Here is a 14,128-nt window from a genome sequence, read left to right as displayed (position 1 = left end):
AGTTTTGACCGTGAGTGAGCGTTCCAGCCATTGGCAATTACAGACCATCGTCAGCCAACTGCGCGTAGCCCGTGACCAGTGGCGTGCGCAAAATGGTCGCAGCAGCGGTGAGCAGGGTGGTCGCGAGCTGCCATCGCGCGCAGCGATGGCGGAGATTCTCGAAGCCCTCTGTGGCGCCTTGTTCCCGATGCGCCTGGGGCCGGTGGACTTGCGTGAGGAGAGCGAGGACTTCTACGTCGGGCACACTCTGGACGTGGCCTTGAATGCCCTGCTGGGTCAGGCGCGACTGGAGTTGCGCTATGTCGCCAGGCAAACCGCCCAGGTCGATACCGAGGTCGAGGCACGGGCCATCAGCCTGATCCAGGATTTCGCCCTGGCCTTGCCCGAGTTGCGCGGCCTGTTGGACTCCGACGTGCTCGCCGCCTATCACGGCGATCCGGCAGCCCGCAGCGTCGATGAGGTATTGCTCTGCTACCCGGGGATCCTGGCGGTGATTCACCATCGCCTGGCGCACCACCTGTACCGAGCCGGCCTGCCGTTGCTGGCGCGGATCAGCTCGGAAATTGCCCACTCGGCCACCGGCATCGACATCCACCCGGGCGCGCAGATCGGCCGCAGCTTCTTCATCGACCATGGCACGGGCGTGGTGATCGGCGAGACCGCGATCATCGGCGAGCGCGTGCGCATCTATCAGGCTGTGACCCTGGGCGCCAAGCGCTTCCCGGCGGACGAGGACGGTCAGTTGCAGAAGGGGCATGCGCGTCACCCGATCGTCGAGGACGATGTGGTGATCTACGCCGGTGCGACCATCCTCGGACGGATCACCATCGGCAAGGGCTCGAGCATCGGCGGCAACGTCTGGCTGACCCGCAGCGTACCGCCAGGGAGCAACCTGACCCAGGCCAATCTGCAGCATGATGATGGGACGCAGAAGTAAGCCTGCGGAGTCTTTTGATCCTGGGTTTGGGGGGTGGATCCGTTGCTGCGGTGATGGCGGCTTAGGGTTGCGCCCTTACCCCTGACCCACCGCCATCGCGAGCATATTCAACATCGAAGGCGCCTGACCCACCGCCATCGCGGGCAAGCCCGCTCCCACAGGGCTTGTGAGACCTGGTAAATGGTGGCTGGCCATTTGCTAAATATCCGTTGAACGATTCCGTTCAACCTCACGTCATACCCTTCCTTGAGCTAGCGTACGAGAGTACCGCCGAGCCTTGGAATTAGTCCTTAGTGCCCTATCCATGTTTAACTTGAACGTTCATTCAAGTTAAACCGGTGGTTCGCTGCCCGCTCACAACAGGAGGCTTGCCTTTGCTGAGTCCGAAATTTACAGCCACGCTTTACCCACAGAAGGTGCACTGTCCATGAGTGCATCCGCTACCCCTCCCAGCGGTCAAATCCGCATGAATCCGCCGGTGTTTTATTTCGCGGCGAGTTTCATCCTGCTGTTCGGCCTGGTGGTCATCGCCTTCCCGCAGCAGTCCGGTGCCTGGCTCCTGGCAGCACAAAACTGGGCGGCCAACACGGTCGGCTGGTACTACATGCTGGCAATGACCCTGTATCTGGTCTTCGTGGTGGTCACCGCCTTGTCTGGCTACGGCAAGATCAAGCTCGGTGCCGACCACGACGAGCCCGAATTCAGTTACCTGTCCTGGGCCGGCATGCTGTTCGCCGCCGGCATCAGTATCACGCTGTTCTTCTTCTGCGTTTCCGAACCCCTGACGCATCTGTCGCTACCGCCCCAGGGCGAAGCCGGCACGGCCGATGCGGCGCGCCAGGCGATGCAGATTCTGTTCCTGCACTGGGGCCTGCACGGCTGGGGGGTGTTCGCCTTTGTCGGCATGGCCCTGGCGTACTTCGCCTACCGGCACAACCTGCCGCTGGCCCTGCGTTCGGCGCTGTACCCGCTGATCGGCAAGCGCATCAACGGCCCGATCGGCTACGCGGTGGATGGTTTTGGCATTATCGCCACGGTATTTGGCCTGGGCGCGGACATGGGCTTTGGCGTACTGCACCTCAACTCCGGCCTCGATTACCTGTTCGGCGTCGCGCACACCCAGTGGGTCCAGGTCGGGCTGATCACCTTGATGATGGGCGCGGCGATTATCGTCGCCGTCGCGGGTGTGGATAAGGGCGTGCGGGTGATGTCCGACATCAACATGCTGCTGGCCTGCGCGCTGTTGCTGTTCGTGCTGTTTGCCGGCCCCACCCAGCACCTGCTCAATACCTTGATCCAGAACCTTGGCGACTATCTGGGCGCCTTGCCGATGAAGAGTTTTGACCTCTACGCCTACGACAAGCCCAGCGACTGGCTGGGCGGCTGGACGGTGTTCTATTGGGCCTGGTGGATTGCATGGTCGCCCTTTGTCGGGCTGTTCATTGCGCGGATTTCCCGTGGCCGGACCATCCGTGAGTTTGTCTTCGGGGTGTTGCTGATTCCGCTGGGCTTCACCCTGGCGTGGATGTCGATCTTCGGCAACAGCGCCATCGACCAGGTACTCAACCACGGCATGAGCGCGCTCGGCATGTCGGCCATCGACAACCCGTCGATGACCCTGTACCTGCTGCTGGAAACCTACCCGTGGAGCAAGACGGTGATCGCCGTGACGGTGTTCATCAGCTTCGTGTTCTTTGTCACCTCGGCCGACTCCGGCACTGTGGTGCTCTCGACGCTGTCGGCCAAGGGCGGCAATGCCGATGAAGACGGGCCGAAATGGCTGCGGGTGTTCTGGGGGGCGATGACCGCGTTGGTGACCAGTGCGCTGTTGTTCGCCGGCAGCATCGACTCGTTGAAGTCGGCGGTGGTCCTGACCTCGCTGCCGTTCTCGATGATTTTGCTGTTGATGATGTGGGGGCTGCACAAGGCCTTCTATCTCGAGTCGCAGAAGAAGATCGCGCAGATGCACTCCTTGGCCCCGGTCTCGACCTCGCGCCGTGGCAAGGGCGGCTGGCGCCAGCGCTTGAGCCAGGCCGTGCACTTCCCGTCCCGCGATGAGGTGTATCGCTTCCTCGAGACCACGGTGCGTCCGGCGATCGAGGAAGTGACGGCGGTGTTCGTCGAGAAGGGGGTGAACGTGGTTGCACAGCCGGACCCGGCCAACGACAGCGTCAGCCTGGAAATCGGTCACGGCGACCAGCACCCGTTCATCTACCAGGTGCAGATGCGCGGCTACTTCACGCCGTCGTTCGCCCGTGGCGGCATGGGCCCCAAGGAGCTGCGCAACCGCCGTTACTACCGCGCCGAAGTGCACTTGAGCGAGGGCAGTCAGGACTACGACCTGATGGGCTACACCAAGGAGCAGATCATCAACGACATCCTCGACCAGTACGAGCGCCACATGCAGTTCCTGCACCTGGTGCGTTGATCGGGGCCGGGCTGCTCAGGTGTTGCTCATGGTCATGAACAACACCAGGGCAGCCACCGGCACGGCAAACACCATGAACCCCACCATCAACTCATGGATCACTGACTGCCCGCCAACCATCACGCCGATGGCGCCGTTGATTGTCGACAGCGCCAGCCACAGCACGACAAAACTGTAGGTCAGGGTCTGTGGGCTGAAGCCTAGCTGCTGGCCGATGAACAACATCAGCGCCAGCAGGGCCAGGCCGAAGGTGATGATGATGGTGCTGTGCATGGTCGTACACTCCTGTGCGTCCTATCGAGCATAGGCGTGCTTCGTCCAAATGCGGTTTAGACCTGCGTGTCGCCAGCCTGATCCAGTGCCCGCACAACCGACACATGGCGCCACGGGTTCGGGTATTTGTCGATGGGTTGGCTGAGGTGTTTGCACAGGCGCGTTAGCCGGTGGTCTGGAAAACAATCGCTGGTTTGCGGCCGGCTGTTTTATATCCTAGTGTGTATCGTGTGTATTGAATTGTATGCCTGCCGTGTACCGTTGTCATCGACGCTGATGACAAAGGGCAAAGGTGATGCGCAGTCGAGAAATGATCAGGATGATCGAAGAGGACGGTTGGTATTGGGTGGCAACTAAAGGCAGCCACCATCAATACAAACATCCGCGCAAACCAGGGAGAGTGACGATCAAGCACCCTGACGCGGATCTGCCCAAGGGAACAATTAACAGTATTTTGAAACAGGCGGGCCTTAAATGAACCCGCAATCTATCGATAAAAGTCCCGATGAGGGCGGATTGGAAGGGGCTATCTCCATGAAATTCCCAGTCGTGCTACACAAGGATCCCGACTCCGATTACGGCGTGATTATCCCGGATGTCGGCGGTTGTTTCTCCGCGGGTGAGACGGTTGCGCAGGCGTTGGATAACGTCAAAGAGGCACTGGCGCTGCATTACGAAGGGCTGGTCGCCGATGGCGATCCGTTACCTCAGGTGCATGAAATTGACCAACACTTCCAGAACCCGGATTACGCGGGTGGGATTTGGGCGGTGGTGGAATTTGACGTGACCCCGTATTTCGGCAAATCAGTGCGGTTTAACGCAACGTTGCCGGAGCAGTTGCTTGAGCGCATCGACCAGACCGTGAGGCGCGATCAGCGCTACAGCTCGCGTTCCGGTTTTTTGGCCGCGGCGGCGTTACGTGAGTTATCGGTTTAAACGCTGGGCCGGCCTGAGCAAACAGCCGATCGTTGCCGGCCCATGTCGGCCCCGGCAACAATTCGGTTAAAACGGCACATCCCCCAGCACCGTGGCCCGGTGCATCACGCGCCGGGCGGGGCGGTAGTCGTCCACTGCAAAGTGCTGGGTCACGCGGTTGTCCCAGAAGGCCACGTCGTCGGTCTGCCAGCGCCAGCGGATGGTGAATTCCGGGCGGGTGGCGTGGGCGAACAGCAGCTTGAGGATGGCTTCGCTTTCACTGTCCGAAAGCTCATTGATCCGGGTCGTGAAGCCTTCATTGACGAACAGCGACTTGCGCCCGCTGACCGGGTGCGTACGGACCACCGGGTGCGACAGCGGTGGGTTTTTCTTGCGCGTGGCTTCCCATTGTTCGAGCGCTTGCGCGGTGTTGCCAAAGCGCTCCAGCGGGAACGATTTGACGAAATCGTGGGTGGCGCTCAGGCCCTGCAACAGGACCTTGAGAGGCTCGGACAGGGCTTCATAGGCCGCGATGCCGCTGGCCCACAGGGTATCGCCACCAAATTCTGGCAACAGCTTGGCACTGAGTACTGCGCCCAGGGCCGGAGTCGGCAGGAAGGTCACGTCGGTGTGCCATACGGCGTTGTCGCGCACATCGGTTTGGGCCGTGTCGAGGATCAGCACTTCAGGTTGTTCCGGCACGTTGGGGTAAATCGGGTGAATGTGCAGGTCACCGAAGTTGGCGGCAAAACGCGCCTGTTGCTGCGGGGTGATCAGTTGATTGCGAAAGAACAGCACCTGATGCTTGAGCAGGGCTTGCTCGATGGCGTCGCGCTGCTCGACGTTCAGGGGCTGGGCAATATCGACGCCACTGATCTGCGCGCCGAGGGCATGGCTCAAGGGGGTGATGGTCAGGCTGCTCATGGGGCTCTCTTCAATCCGGGTGCCGAAGTGTCGGCATAGTCAATTCAATGGGTCTGGCCGTGCCACGGCACCAGTTTGCGTTGCAGGGCACGCAGGCCCATCTCCATGGCAAAGGCAATCAGCGCGATCACCAGGATGCCCAGGACCACGACGTCGGTGACCAGGAACTGCGCGGCCGACTGCACCATGAAACCCAGGCCGCTGGTGGCGGCAATCAGTTCGGCGGCGACCAGGGTCGACCAGCCCACGCCCAGGCCGATGCGCACACCGGTGAGAATGTCCGGCAAGGCGCTGGGCAAAATCACGTGGCGAATCAGTTGTGCCCGGGTTGCACCCAGCGACTGCGCGGCGCGCAATTTGGCGGGGTCGACGGTACGCACGCCGGTGGCGGTGGCGATGGCAATCGGCGCAAAGATCGCCAGGTAGATCAGCAGGACCTTGGACAGCTCGCCAATGCCGCACCAGATCACGATCAGGGGCAGATAGGCCAATGGTGGAATCGGCCGGTAGAACTCGATCAGCGGGTCGAGCACGCCCCGGGCGATGCGGTTGTGACCGATGGCAATGCCCACCGGTACGGCACTCAGCACGGCAAACCCCAGGCCCAGGCCAATACGCCCAAGGCTGGCGCCCAGGTGTTGCCACAAGGTCGAGTCCATATAGCCGCTGGTCGCCAGCAGCCAACCCTTTTGCAGCACCGCCGAGGGTGGCGGCAGGAACAGTGGTTCGATCAAACCGGTGGCGGTCACGGCCCACCACAGCGTGATCAGGCTGACCAGGGTCAGGACGCTGATCCAGCGGGTGCCGAGGCTGCGCCGCAGTGGCAGGGGACTGGTCGGGCTGGATGTCTTGGCCGATGCGGCCGGGATCTCATAAGTGCTCATGCGCGCTCCTGCCGCTGGGCGGCGCTGCGTTGCGAGAACACACGGGCGAGCACGTGTTCGCGGGTTTCAATGAAGCGCGGGTCGGATTTGATCGCCCGTGCCGATTCGCCGGCGGCATATCGCTGCCCGAAATCCAATGTCAGGCGTTCGACGATTTGCCCGGGGTTGGGCGCCAGCAGAATCAGGTCGGTGGCGAGGAACACCGCCTCTTCGATGTCATGGGTAATCAGGAATACCGGTTTGGCGGTGCGGCGCCAGACTTGCAGCAACAGCTCCTGCATCTGTTCGCGGGTGAAGGCGTCGAGGGCGCCGAAGGGTTCGTCCATCAGCAACACCCGTGGGTCGGCGGCAAGGGCGCGAGCCAGGCCGACGCGCTGTTTCTGACCGCCCGAGAGCTGCCAGATGCACCGGCTGTCAAAGCCTGCGAGGTCGACCAGGGCGAGCATTTCCCGCGCCCGGATTTCACGCTGGGCGCGGGGTACACCGGCCAGTTCGAGGCCGAAACCAACGTTGGCCAGCACATCCTGCCAAGGCAGCAATGCATCGTCCTGGAACACCACGCCGCGTTCGGCACCTGGGCCTTTGACAGGGACGCCGTCGAGGGTGATGCGCCCGGCGCTGGGCTCGACAAACCCGGCGATCAGGTTCAACAGCGAGGTCTTGCCACTGCCGGACGGGCCGAGGGCGACCAGCAGTTGCTGGGGCCCCAGGGTCAAGGAAATATCCGCCAGTACCGGTTCCGGGCTGCCTGGGTACTGTGCGCTGATGCGCTCCAGCTGTAGCAAGGCCATCGCGATGTGCTCCGATCAGTTGGTGATGTATTTGGCGCTGACGTAGGGCGCGTAGTCCGGCAGCACGGCCTCGACCTTGCCTTGTTCCTTGAGGAACGTGGCGGTGTCGGTAATGGCCTTGGTGGTCGGTGCACCCAGGGTGAGCACCTGATCAGCCGCCAGCGGGTAGACGTTGCCTTGCAGCAGCAGCGGAATGTCGCTGGCCTTGGCACCAGACAGCTTCACCAGCTTGTCGACGTTGCCCTGGTTGGCGAGCCAGGCTTGCGGGTCTTTGCGATAGTCGGCGTAGGCATCGAGGGTGACTTTGGCGAAGGCGGTGACGATTTCCGGGTGCTTCTCGGCGAAGTCCTTGCGCACGATCCAGGCATCGAAAGTCGGAGCGCCGAACTTGGCCAGTTCGCCGGAGGTGATCAGCACCTTGCCGTTTTCCTTGGCAACGCCCAGGGCCGGGTCCCAGACGTAGGTGGCGTCGATGTCACCGCGTTTCCACGCCGCGATGATCGCCGGCGGGGCGAGGTTGAGCACGGTGACTTTCGAGGGGTCGATGTTCCAGTGCTTGAGCGCGGCCAGCAGGCTGTAGTGACCGGTGGAGACAAAGGGCACGGCGATCTTCTTGCCGACCAGGTCTTGTGGGGTCTTGATCCCGGAACCGTCGCGGGCGACCAGGGCTTCGGCGGCGCCGATCTGGGTGGCGATAAGGAACGTCTGGACTGGGACTTTGCGGGTAATTGCCGCGGTCAGCGGGCTGGAACCCAGGTAGCCGATCTGCACGTCGCCGGAGGCGATGGCGGCGATGATGTCGGCACCGTTGTCGAATTTGCGCCAGTCGATCTTGGCGTTGGTAGCTTTTTCGTAGGCGCCGTCGGCCTGAGCCACTTTGGCCGGGTCAACGGTGGTCTGGTAGGCGACAGTGACGTCGGCCGCCTGGGCGAAAAAGCTCGCGGCAGCCAGGGACGCGGCCGCCAGGAGGCGTAGGGGGAAGTGCAGTTTCATCATCGAGTCCTCATCAGGCGGCCGGGATTTCGGCGAGTGATGAGACTAAATGATCTAAGAATTCGAAAATAAATAACTTTTTCGAATTAGCTTATGTGAAGAAAGCTTGAGGAGCGACCGCTACGCGGTCATCGCGAGCAGGCTCGCTCCCACATGGGTTTAATGGTGATTGCACGATTGTGCTCACACCGAGAATCCACTGTGGGAGCGAGCTTGCTCCGGGCGCAGTTGCGACGATAACGTGCGCAGGACCTTCGGCGGTTAGTTACTGATCGCCAGAATACTCGCCTGATACGAGCCGACAAACACATCAAAGTCACCGACCTCGTTCTGTTCCAGCTCGGTTTGTTGCTCCAGGGACGCGCGGGCCGCAGCTTCGAACCGGGCCTGTTCTGCGGCAGGAAGCGGTTGGCTACGGAAGAACTCGGCGTGGGCCTGGCTCTGGCGCAGGGAGAACTGGGCGAAGCTTTCCTTGTGCTCGTTCATCGCCGCCAGCACCTGAGCGGACGGGGTCAGGGACGGGTCCTTGATCTTCGCCAGCTGTGCATCGAGGGCTTTGCTGTGGGTGTCAGCGCCATGGCTCTGGTCCAGCAATGCAGCCACCGGGGCGATTTTTTCCAGCAGTTCGAAGGCCCATTCCTTCATGTCCACCGGCTGCCCATCGCGCTGCAGTTGCAGGCCCGGACGGCGCCCGTCCTTGACCACGCTGAGGAAGTTCGAGGTGGCGTTGCTACAGGTGTTGCTGGTCAGCAGCGGGCTGTCGTTCAGCGCGCAGTACAGCAGGAAGGCGTCCAGGAAACGTGCTTCGGGCAGGTCGATGCCGGTCGGCAGGAACGGGTTGATGTCCAGGAGGCGCACTTCAACGTACTGGATGCCCCGGGCCACCAGGGCCTGGATCGGCCGCTCGCCGGTGTAGGTCACACGTTTGGGGCGGATGTTGGAGTAGTACTCGTTCTCGATCTGCAGGATGTTGGTGTTGAGCTGGACCCATTCCCCGTCCTTGTGGGTGCCGACTTCCACGTAGGGCGCATAGGGTGTGGCCACCGCTTTGCGCAGGCTGTCGGTGTAGCTGTCCAGGTCGTTGTAGCACGGCGTCAGGCCGGCCTGGGCGTTGCTCTGGTAACCCAGGTCGCTCATGCGCAGGCTGGTGGCGTAAGGCAGGTACAGGGTGTCGGCGTCCAGTTGTTCCAACTGGTGCGAACGACCGCGCAGGAAACCGGCGTCGAGTGCCGGCGAGGCCCCGAACAGGTACATCAGCAACCAGCTGTAGCGCCGGAAGTTGCGGATCAGGGCGATGTAGGCCGAGGACTGATAGTCGCGATCGGTACCGACAAACCCTTCGGATTCCTTGAGCAGCGGCCAGAGCTTCTCCGGCAGCGAAAAGTTGTAGTGAATCCCGGCAATGCACTGCATGGTCTTGCCGTAGCGCAGGGCCAGGCCCTTGCGGTAGACGTACTTGAGCTGACCGATGTTGGAGGTGCCGTAGTAGGCGATCGGGATGTCTTCCTCGGCCGGCAACGGGCACGGCATCGATGGACTCCACAGGTACTCGTTGCCGAGTTTGCTGTAGGCAAAGCGATGAATGCTGTCCAGGCTCGCCAGGGTATCTGCCGGGTCCGGCAGGGCGGGCGTGATGAACTCCAGCAGCGACTCGGAATAGTCGGTGGTGATTTGTTCGTTGGTCAGCGCGGAACCCAATTCTTCCGGGTGCGGCGTTTGCGCCAGGCGACCTTCGCTGGTCACGCGCAGGCATTCACGTTCGATGCCGTGAAGGCACTGTTCGAGCAGAGAGAGGTTAGCGCGCTCACCGAGCAGAGCCAGGCGGCGGTTGAGAAGTTCGCTCAAGTTGGATTCCTTCACGCGTCAGTCGCCCCAATATGGGGGTGGGCAAGACGGTCTACAAGGGTGAAGTGGAAACTGGCGTTTTCGCCTGGTTTTTTCGCCGCACAGGCCTCATGCCGGTCGGTCGGCAACTGCACAATCCCTGTGGGAGCGAGCTTGCTCGCGATGAGGGCGTCTCAGTCAACATTAACGTCGTCTGACACACCGCCATCGCGAGCAAGCTCGCTCCCACAGGTTGCATTGCGCTGAAATTAACCCAGATCGATGAGCGACATCTACAGGACAGCGAATGTGCCTTGTGCTTTTGCGACCAGTTTGTCGCCTTGCATCACGTCGGCCTCGACCACCAACGTGCGCCGGCCCGGGTGCAGCACCCGGGCCGTGCACAGCACCTCGCCGTCCGAGACGGCGCGGATGTAGTTGATCTTGCACTCGATGGTCGCGCTCTGCTGGTCAAAGCCATGCACGCTGGAACAGGCCAGCCCCATGGCAATGTCCACCAGGCTGAACAGGGCCCCACCGTGCAGCTTGCCACCGCGATTGCGCAGCTCTGGCGCAAGGCCCAGGGCGACTTGCGCGACCCCGGTTTCCAGGCTGTGCAAACGGCAACCCAAGAGCTTGAAGAAGGCGCTTTCGGACAACCCGGCAGGGACCTCCATCAGCGTTTCTTCAATTGCTTGGCGTTGGCAAACAGCGACGCCATGGCGTTGTTGCTTGGCGCGGTCGCCGGGGTTTCCTTGCGCGGTGCGTTGTTCGAAGACTGGCGTGGAGCCGAGCCTGGACGTGCACCACGGGCACCGTCGATCTTCTCGCCGGGGGTGTCGCTCATGCGCATCGACAGGCCCACGCGTTTACGCGGAATGTCGACTTCCATGACTTTGACCTTGACCACGTCACCGGCTTTCACCGCTTCCCGCGGGTCCTTGATGAACTTCTCGGAAAGCGCGGAGATATGCACCAAACCGTCTTGATGCACGCCGATATCCACAAATGCGCCGAAGTTGGTCACGTTGGTCACCACGCCTTCGAGGATCATCCCCAGCTGCAGGTCCTTGAGGTCTTCGACGCCTTCCTGGAACTCGGCGGTCTTGAACTCGGGACGCGGGTCGCGGCCAGGTTTTTCCAGCTCTTGCAGGATGTCGGTGACGGTTGGCAGGCCGAAGGTTTCGTCGGTGTATTTCTTCGGGTCCAGGCGCTTGAGAAAGCTTGCGTCGCCAATCAGCGAGCGGATATCACGGTCGGTCTCAGCGGCAATGCGCTGTACCAGCGGATAGGCTTCCGGGTGCACCGCCGAGGAGTCCAGCGGGTTGTCGCCGTTCATTACACGCAGGAAACCGGCGGCCTGTTCGAAGGTTTTTTCTCCCAGGCGGGCGACCTTCTTCAGTGCGGCGCGGGTCTTGAATGCGCCGTGTTCGTCGCGGTGGCTGACGATGTTCTGCGCCAGGGTCGCGTTGAGGCCGGAGATGCGTGCCAGCAGCGCCACGGAGGCGGTGTTGACGTCGACCCCGACGGCGTTCACGCAGTCTTCGACCACCGCGTCCAGGCCACGCGCAAGTTTCAACTGCGACACGTCGTGCTGGTACTGGCCGACGCCGATCGACTTCGGATCGATCTTCACCAGTTCCGCCAGCGGGTCCTGCAGGCGCCGGGCAATCGACACCGCGCCACGGATCGATACGTCCAGATCCGGGAATTCCTTGGAGGCTAGCTCCGAGGCCGAGTACACCGAAGCACCGGCTTCGGAGACCATGACCTTGGTCATTTTCATCGCTGGGTATTTTTTGATCAGGTCGGCGGCCAGCTTGTCGGTTTCCCGGCTGGCGGTGCCGTTACCGATGGCGATCAGGTCAACCGAGTGCTTGGCGCACAAGGCCGCCAGCACCGCGATGGTCTGGTCCCACTTGTTATGCGGCACGTGCGGGTAGACCGTGGCGTGGTCGAGCATCTTGCCGGTGGAGTCGACCACCGCGACCTTGCAGCCGGTGCGCAGGCCCGGGTCCAGGCCCAGGGTGGCGCGCGGGCCGGCCGGGGCGGCTAGCAGCAGGTCGTGCAGGTTGTGGGCAAAGACGTTGATGGCTTCGGTTTCGGCGCCGTCACGCAGCTCGCCCAGCAGGTCGGTTTCCAGGTGGGTGTAGAGCTTGACCTTCCAGGTCCAGCGCACCACTTCGCCCAGCCATTTGTCGGCCGGGCGGTTCTGGTTGGCGATGCCGAATTGCTGGCCGATCATGCCTTCGCACGGGTGCATGGTGCCCGGCAGTTCGTCGCCGACTTTCAGCGCGGAGCTGAGGATGCCTTCGTTGCGGCCGCGGAAAATTGCCAGTGCGCGGTGCGACGGCATGCTTTTGAGGGGTTCATCGTGTTCGAAGTAATCGCGGAACTTGGCACCTTCCTCTTCCTTGCCGGCGATCACGCGGGCACTGAGGGTGGCTTCCTGCTTGAGGTAGCTGCGCAACTTGTCGAGCAGGTTGGCGTCTTCGGCGAAGCGCTCCATGAGGATGTACTTGGCGCCTTCGAGGGCCGCCTTGACGTCGGCCACGCCTTTCTCGGCATCGACGAAGCGCGCGGCTTCGGCGTCTGGCGCGAGGGTCGGGTCGTTGAACAGGCCGTCGGCCAGCTCGCCGAGGCCGGCTTCCAGGGCGATCTGGCCCTTGGTACGGCGCTTTTGCTTGTACGGCAGGTACAGGTCTTCGAGGCGGGTCTTGGTGTCGGCGAGCTTGATGTCACGCTCGAGTGCCGGGGTCAGCTTGCCTTGCTCCTGGATGCTGGCCAGGATGCTGATGCGCCGTTCGTCGAGTTCTCGCAGGTAGCGCAGGCGCTCTTCCAGGTGTCGCAACTGGATGTCATCGAGGCTGCCGGTCACTTCTTTCCGGTAGCGGGCGATGAAGGGCACTGTGGAGCCTTCATCGAGTAGCGCGACGGCCGCTTCGACCTGTTGTGGGCGGACACCGAGTTCCTCGGCGATGCGGCTGTTGATGCTGTCCATAAAACCACCTGACAAATTGTGAAAGCAGGCTCGCGGGCGCAGTGACTAGGCCCGGCGAGTCTGGTTGAGCGGCCTGGCCTGCGCCGCTACCTGGATCAAAAGGCATCCCATTGACCCGTGAAATCGAAAAATTACTGCCCGGCGCGGAAAAATAAAAAGCCGCCACAGACGGTAACGATCTGACGTTGCCTGACACAAAAGGCCGCGCATTATAACCAGCGTTCCGCGCTTCGGGGGCTAAAGCAACCTGTAGGCACAATGCCTGTATCGCTGGCGGTAGAGGAAAAATCTGCTAACAATGCACACGGTGCGTATAACGGCAGCTACGCCATAATGCGCGCCGAGATCAAAGGAGCATCCAATGAGCAGCACTGCACAAACTGCTGAAGGCGAAAAAATTCTAATCGTTGACGACGATCCGGGGCTCAGCAGCCTGCTGGAACGTTTTTTCGTCAGCAAGGGCTACCGTGCCCGCGCCGTACCGAACACCGAACAGATGGATCGTCTGCTGGCCCGTGAAGTGTTCAACCTGGTCGTCCTCGACCTGATGCTGCCCGGTGAAGACGGCCTGACCGCCTGCCGCCGCCTGCGTGGCGCGAACAACCAGATCCCGATCATCATGCTCACCGCCAAGGGCGACGAGTTGAGCCGCATCAAGGGCCTGGAGCTGGGAGCCGATGATTACCTGGCCAAGCCGTTCAATCCGGACGAGCTGATGGCGCGCGTCAAGGCGGTCCTGCGCCGTCAGTCGACACCGGTGCCGGGCGCGCCGGGCAGCGAAGACGAAAGCGTGAGCTTCGGTGACTACGAGCTGTCATTGGCCACCCGCGAACTCAAGCGCGGCGATGAAGTACACATGCTCACCACGGGTGAGTTCGCGGTCCTCAAGGCGCTGGTGATGAACGCGCGCCAGCCGCTGACCCGCGACAAGCTGATGAATCTGGCCCGTGGCCGCGAATGGGATGCCCTGGAGCGTTCCATCGATGTACAGATCTCCCGCTTGCGCCGGATGATCGAACCCGACCCTTCCAAGCCACGTTACATCCAGACTGTCTGGGGTGTGGGCTACGTGTTCGTTCCGGACGGCACTGCGACCAAGTGATCAGTCATTTGTAGGAGCGAATCGGCCGGATAGTGCGTTATCCGGTTGATTCGTGA

The 14,128-nt window shown here is 62.0% G+C and carries 13 protein-coding genes; 5 read left to right on the top strand and 8 right to left on the bottom strand.

Annotated elements, in window-relative coordinates:
- The first annotated feature begins 10 nt into the window (after positions 1-10).
- Both epsC and betT read left to right on the top strand, forming a co-directional pair.
- Positions 11-937, top strand: coding sequence for a serine O-acetyltransferase EpsC (epsC, locus tag ACIOVD_RS05210; protein ID WP_095167496.1), 927 nt, complete (start codon positions 11-13; stop codon positions 935-937).
- Between the two features lie 466 nt (positions 938-1,403).
- A complete protein-coding gene (gene betT / locus ACIOVD_RS05205) occupies positions 1,404-3,365 on the top strand; it encodes a choline transporter BetT (RefSeq protein WP_162530218.1) in 1,962 nt (653 codons plus the stop codon).
- Between the two features lie 15 nt (positions 3,366-3,380).
- Here betT and ACIOVD_RS05200 read toward each other — a convergent pair whose 3' ends face one another.
- Positions 3,381-3,638 carry a hypothetical protein gene (locus ACIOVD_RS05200; RefSeq protein WP_401126470.1) on the bottom strand — a complete coding sequence of 86 codons (258 nt, stop codon included), beginning with the start codon at positions 3,636-3,638 and terminating at the stop codon, positions 3,381-3,383.
- Between the two features lie 295 nt (positions 3,639-3,933).
- Here ACIOVD_RS05200 and ACIOVD_RS05195 point away from each other — a divergent pair, with 295 nt between their 5' ends.
- Together ACIOVD_RS05195 and ACIOVD_RS05190 are read left to right on the top strand one after the other, a co-directional pair.
- On the top strand, positions 3,934-4,116 hold the full coding sequence (locus ACIOVD_RS05195) for a type II toxin-antitoxin system HicA family toxin (protein ID WP_182343081.1): 183 nt from the start codon (positions 3,934-3,936) through the stop codon (positions 4,114-4,116).
- Between the two features lie 56 nt (positions 4,117-4,172).
- Entirely contained in the window at positions 4,173-4,574 is a 402-nt protein-coding gene (locus ACIOVD_RS05190; RefSeq protein ID WP_095167490.1) for a type II toxin-antitoxin system HicB family antitoxin, read from the top strand.
- Between the two features lie 66 nt (positions 4,575-4,640).
- Here the strand turns inward: ACIOVD_RS05190 and tauD are convergent, their stop codons facing one another.
- From tauD to ACIOVD_RS05155, 7 genes are all read right to left on the bottom strand, one after another.
- On the bottom strand, positions 4,641-5,477 hold the full coding sequence (gene tauD, locus ACIOVD_RS05185) for a taurine dioxygenase (protein WP_401126468.1): 837 nt from the start codon (positions 5,475-5,477) through the stop codon (positions 4,641-4,643).
- A 44-nt stretch (positions 5,478-5,521) separates the two neighbouring features.
- A complete protein-coding gene (gene tauC / locus ACIOVD_RS05180; RefSeq protein ID WP_159993130.1) occupies positions 5,522-6,361 on the bottom strand; it encodes a taurine ABC transporter permease TauC in 840 nt (279 codons plus the stop codon).
- Positions 6,358-7,152, bottom strand: a complete 795-nt coding sequence (tauB, locus tag ACIOVD_RS05175; protein ID WP_401126465.1) for a taurine ABC transporter ATP-binding subunit — start codon at positions 7,150-7,152, stop codon at positions 6,358-6,360. The genes tauC and tauB overlap by 4 nt, the downstream gene beginning before the upstream one ends.
- Positions 7,153-7,167: 15 nt before the next feature.
- A complete protein-coding gene (gene tauA / locus ACIOVD_RS05170) occupies positions 7,168-8,145 on the bottom strand; it encodes a taurine ABC transporter substrate-binding protein (protein ID WP_159993134.1) in 978 nt (325 codons plus the stop codon).
- A gap of 261 nt (positions 8,146-8,406) precedes the next feature.
- The gene (gshA, locus tag ACIOVD_RS05165; RefSeq protein ID WP_095167482.1) at positions 8,407-9,990 is read right to left on the bottom strand and encodes a glutamate--cysteine ligase; all 1,584 of its coding nucleotides are present in this window, start codon (positions 9,988-9,990) and stop codon (positions 8,407-8,409) included.
- Positions 9,991-10,262: 272 nt separating this feature from the next.
- Positions 10,263-10,646 (bottom strand): PaaI family thioesterase, encoded by a 384-nt coding sequence (locus ACIOVD_RS05160; RefSeq protein WP_095167480.1) that lies wholly within the window; start codon positions 10,644-10,646, stop codon positions 10,263-10,265.
- Complete coding sequence (locus tag ACIOVD_RS05155; RefSeq protein ID WP_401126462.1) at positions 10,646-12,970, bottom strand: Tex family protein; 2,325 nt, start codon at positions 12,968-12,970, stop codon at positions 10,646-10,648. Before ACIOVD_RS05155 ends, ACIOVD_RS05160 begins: the two co-directional genes overlap by 1 nt.
- A gap of 361 nt (positions 12,971-13,331) precedes the next feature.
- On the opposite strand from ACIOVD_RS05155, the gene ompR reads away from it, so the two are divergent.
- Positions 13,332-14,072, top strand: coding sequence for a two-component system response regulator OmpR (gene ompR / locus ACIOVD_RS05150; RefSeq protein ID WP_095167476.1), 741 nt, complete (start codon positions 13,332-13,334; stop codon positions 14,070-14,072).
- Positions 14,073-14,128 lie beyond the last annotated feature (56 nt).

It is taken from the genome of Pseudomonas sp. NPDC087626 (assembly GCF_044743405.1).
Lineage (GTDB): Bacteria > Pseudomonadota > Gammaproteobacteria > Pseudomonadales > Pseudomonadaceae > Aquipseudomonas.
Note: the sequence above shows the minus strand (reverse complement) of the source record. Positions and strands in the feature narration are given on the sequence as shown.

Coding starts and splice junctions, on each gene's coding strand:
- betT (WP_162530218.1), top strand. CDS start 1,404: ATGAATCCGCCGGTGTTTTATTTCGCGGCGAGTTTCATCCTGCTGTTC.
- ACIOVD_RS05200 (WP_401126470.1), bottom strand. CDS start 3,638: ATGCACAGCACCATCATCATCACCTTCGGCCTGGCCCTGCTGGCGCTG.
- ACIOVD_RS05195 (WP_182343081.1), top strand. CDS start 3,934: ATGCGCAGTCGAGAAATGATCAGGATGATCGAAGAGGACGGTTGGTAT.
- ACIOVD_RS05190 (WP_095167490.1), top strand. CDS start 4,173: ATGAAATTCCCAGTCGTGCTACACAAGGATCCCGACTCCGATTACGGC.
- tauD (WP_401126468.1), bottom strand. CDS start 5,477: ATGAGCAGCCTGACCATCACCCCCTTGAGCCATGCCCTCGGCGCGCAG.
- tauC (WP_159993130.1), bottom strand. CDS start 6,361: ATGAGCACTTATGAGATCCCGGCCGCATCGGCCAAGACATCCAGCCCG.
- tauB (WP_401126465.1), bottom strand. CDS start 7,152: ATGGCCTTGCTACAGCTGGAGCGCATCAGCGCACAGTACCCAGGCAGC.
- tauA (WP_159993134.1), bottom strand. CDS start 8,145: ATGAAACTGCACTTCCCCCTACGCCTCCTGGCGGCCGCGTCCCTGGCT.
- ACIOVD_RS05160 (WP_095167480.1), bottom strand. CDS start 10,646: ATGGAGGTCCCTGCCGGGTTGTCCGAAAGCGCCTTCTTCAAGCTCTTG.
- ACIOVD_RS05155 (WP_401126462.1), bottom strand. CDS start 12,970: ATGGACAGCATCAACAGCCGCATCGCCGAGGAACTCGGTGTCCGCCCA.
- ompR (WP_095167476.1), top strand. CDS start 13,332: ATGAGCAGCACTGCACAAACTGCTGAAGGCGAAAAAATTCTAATCGTT.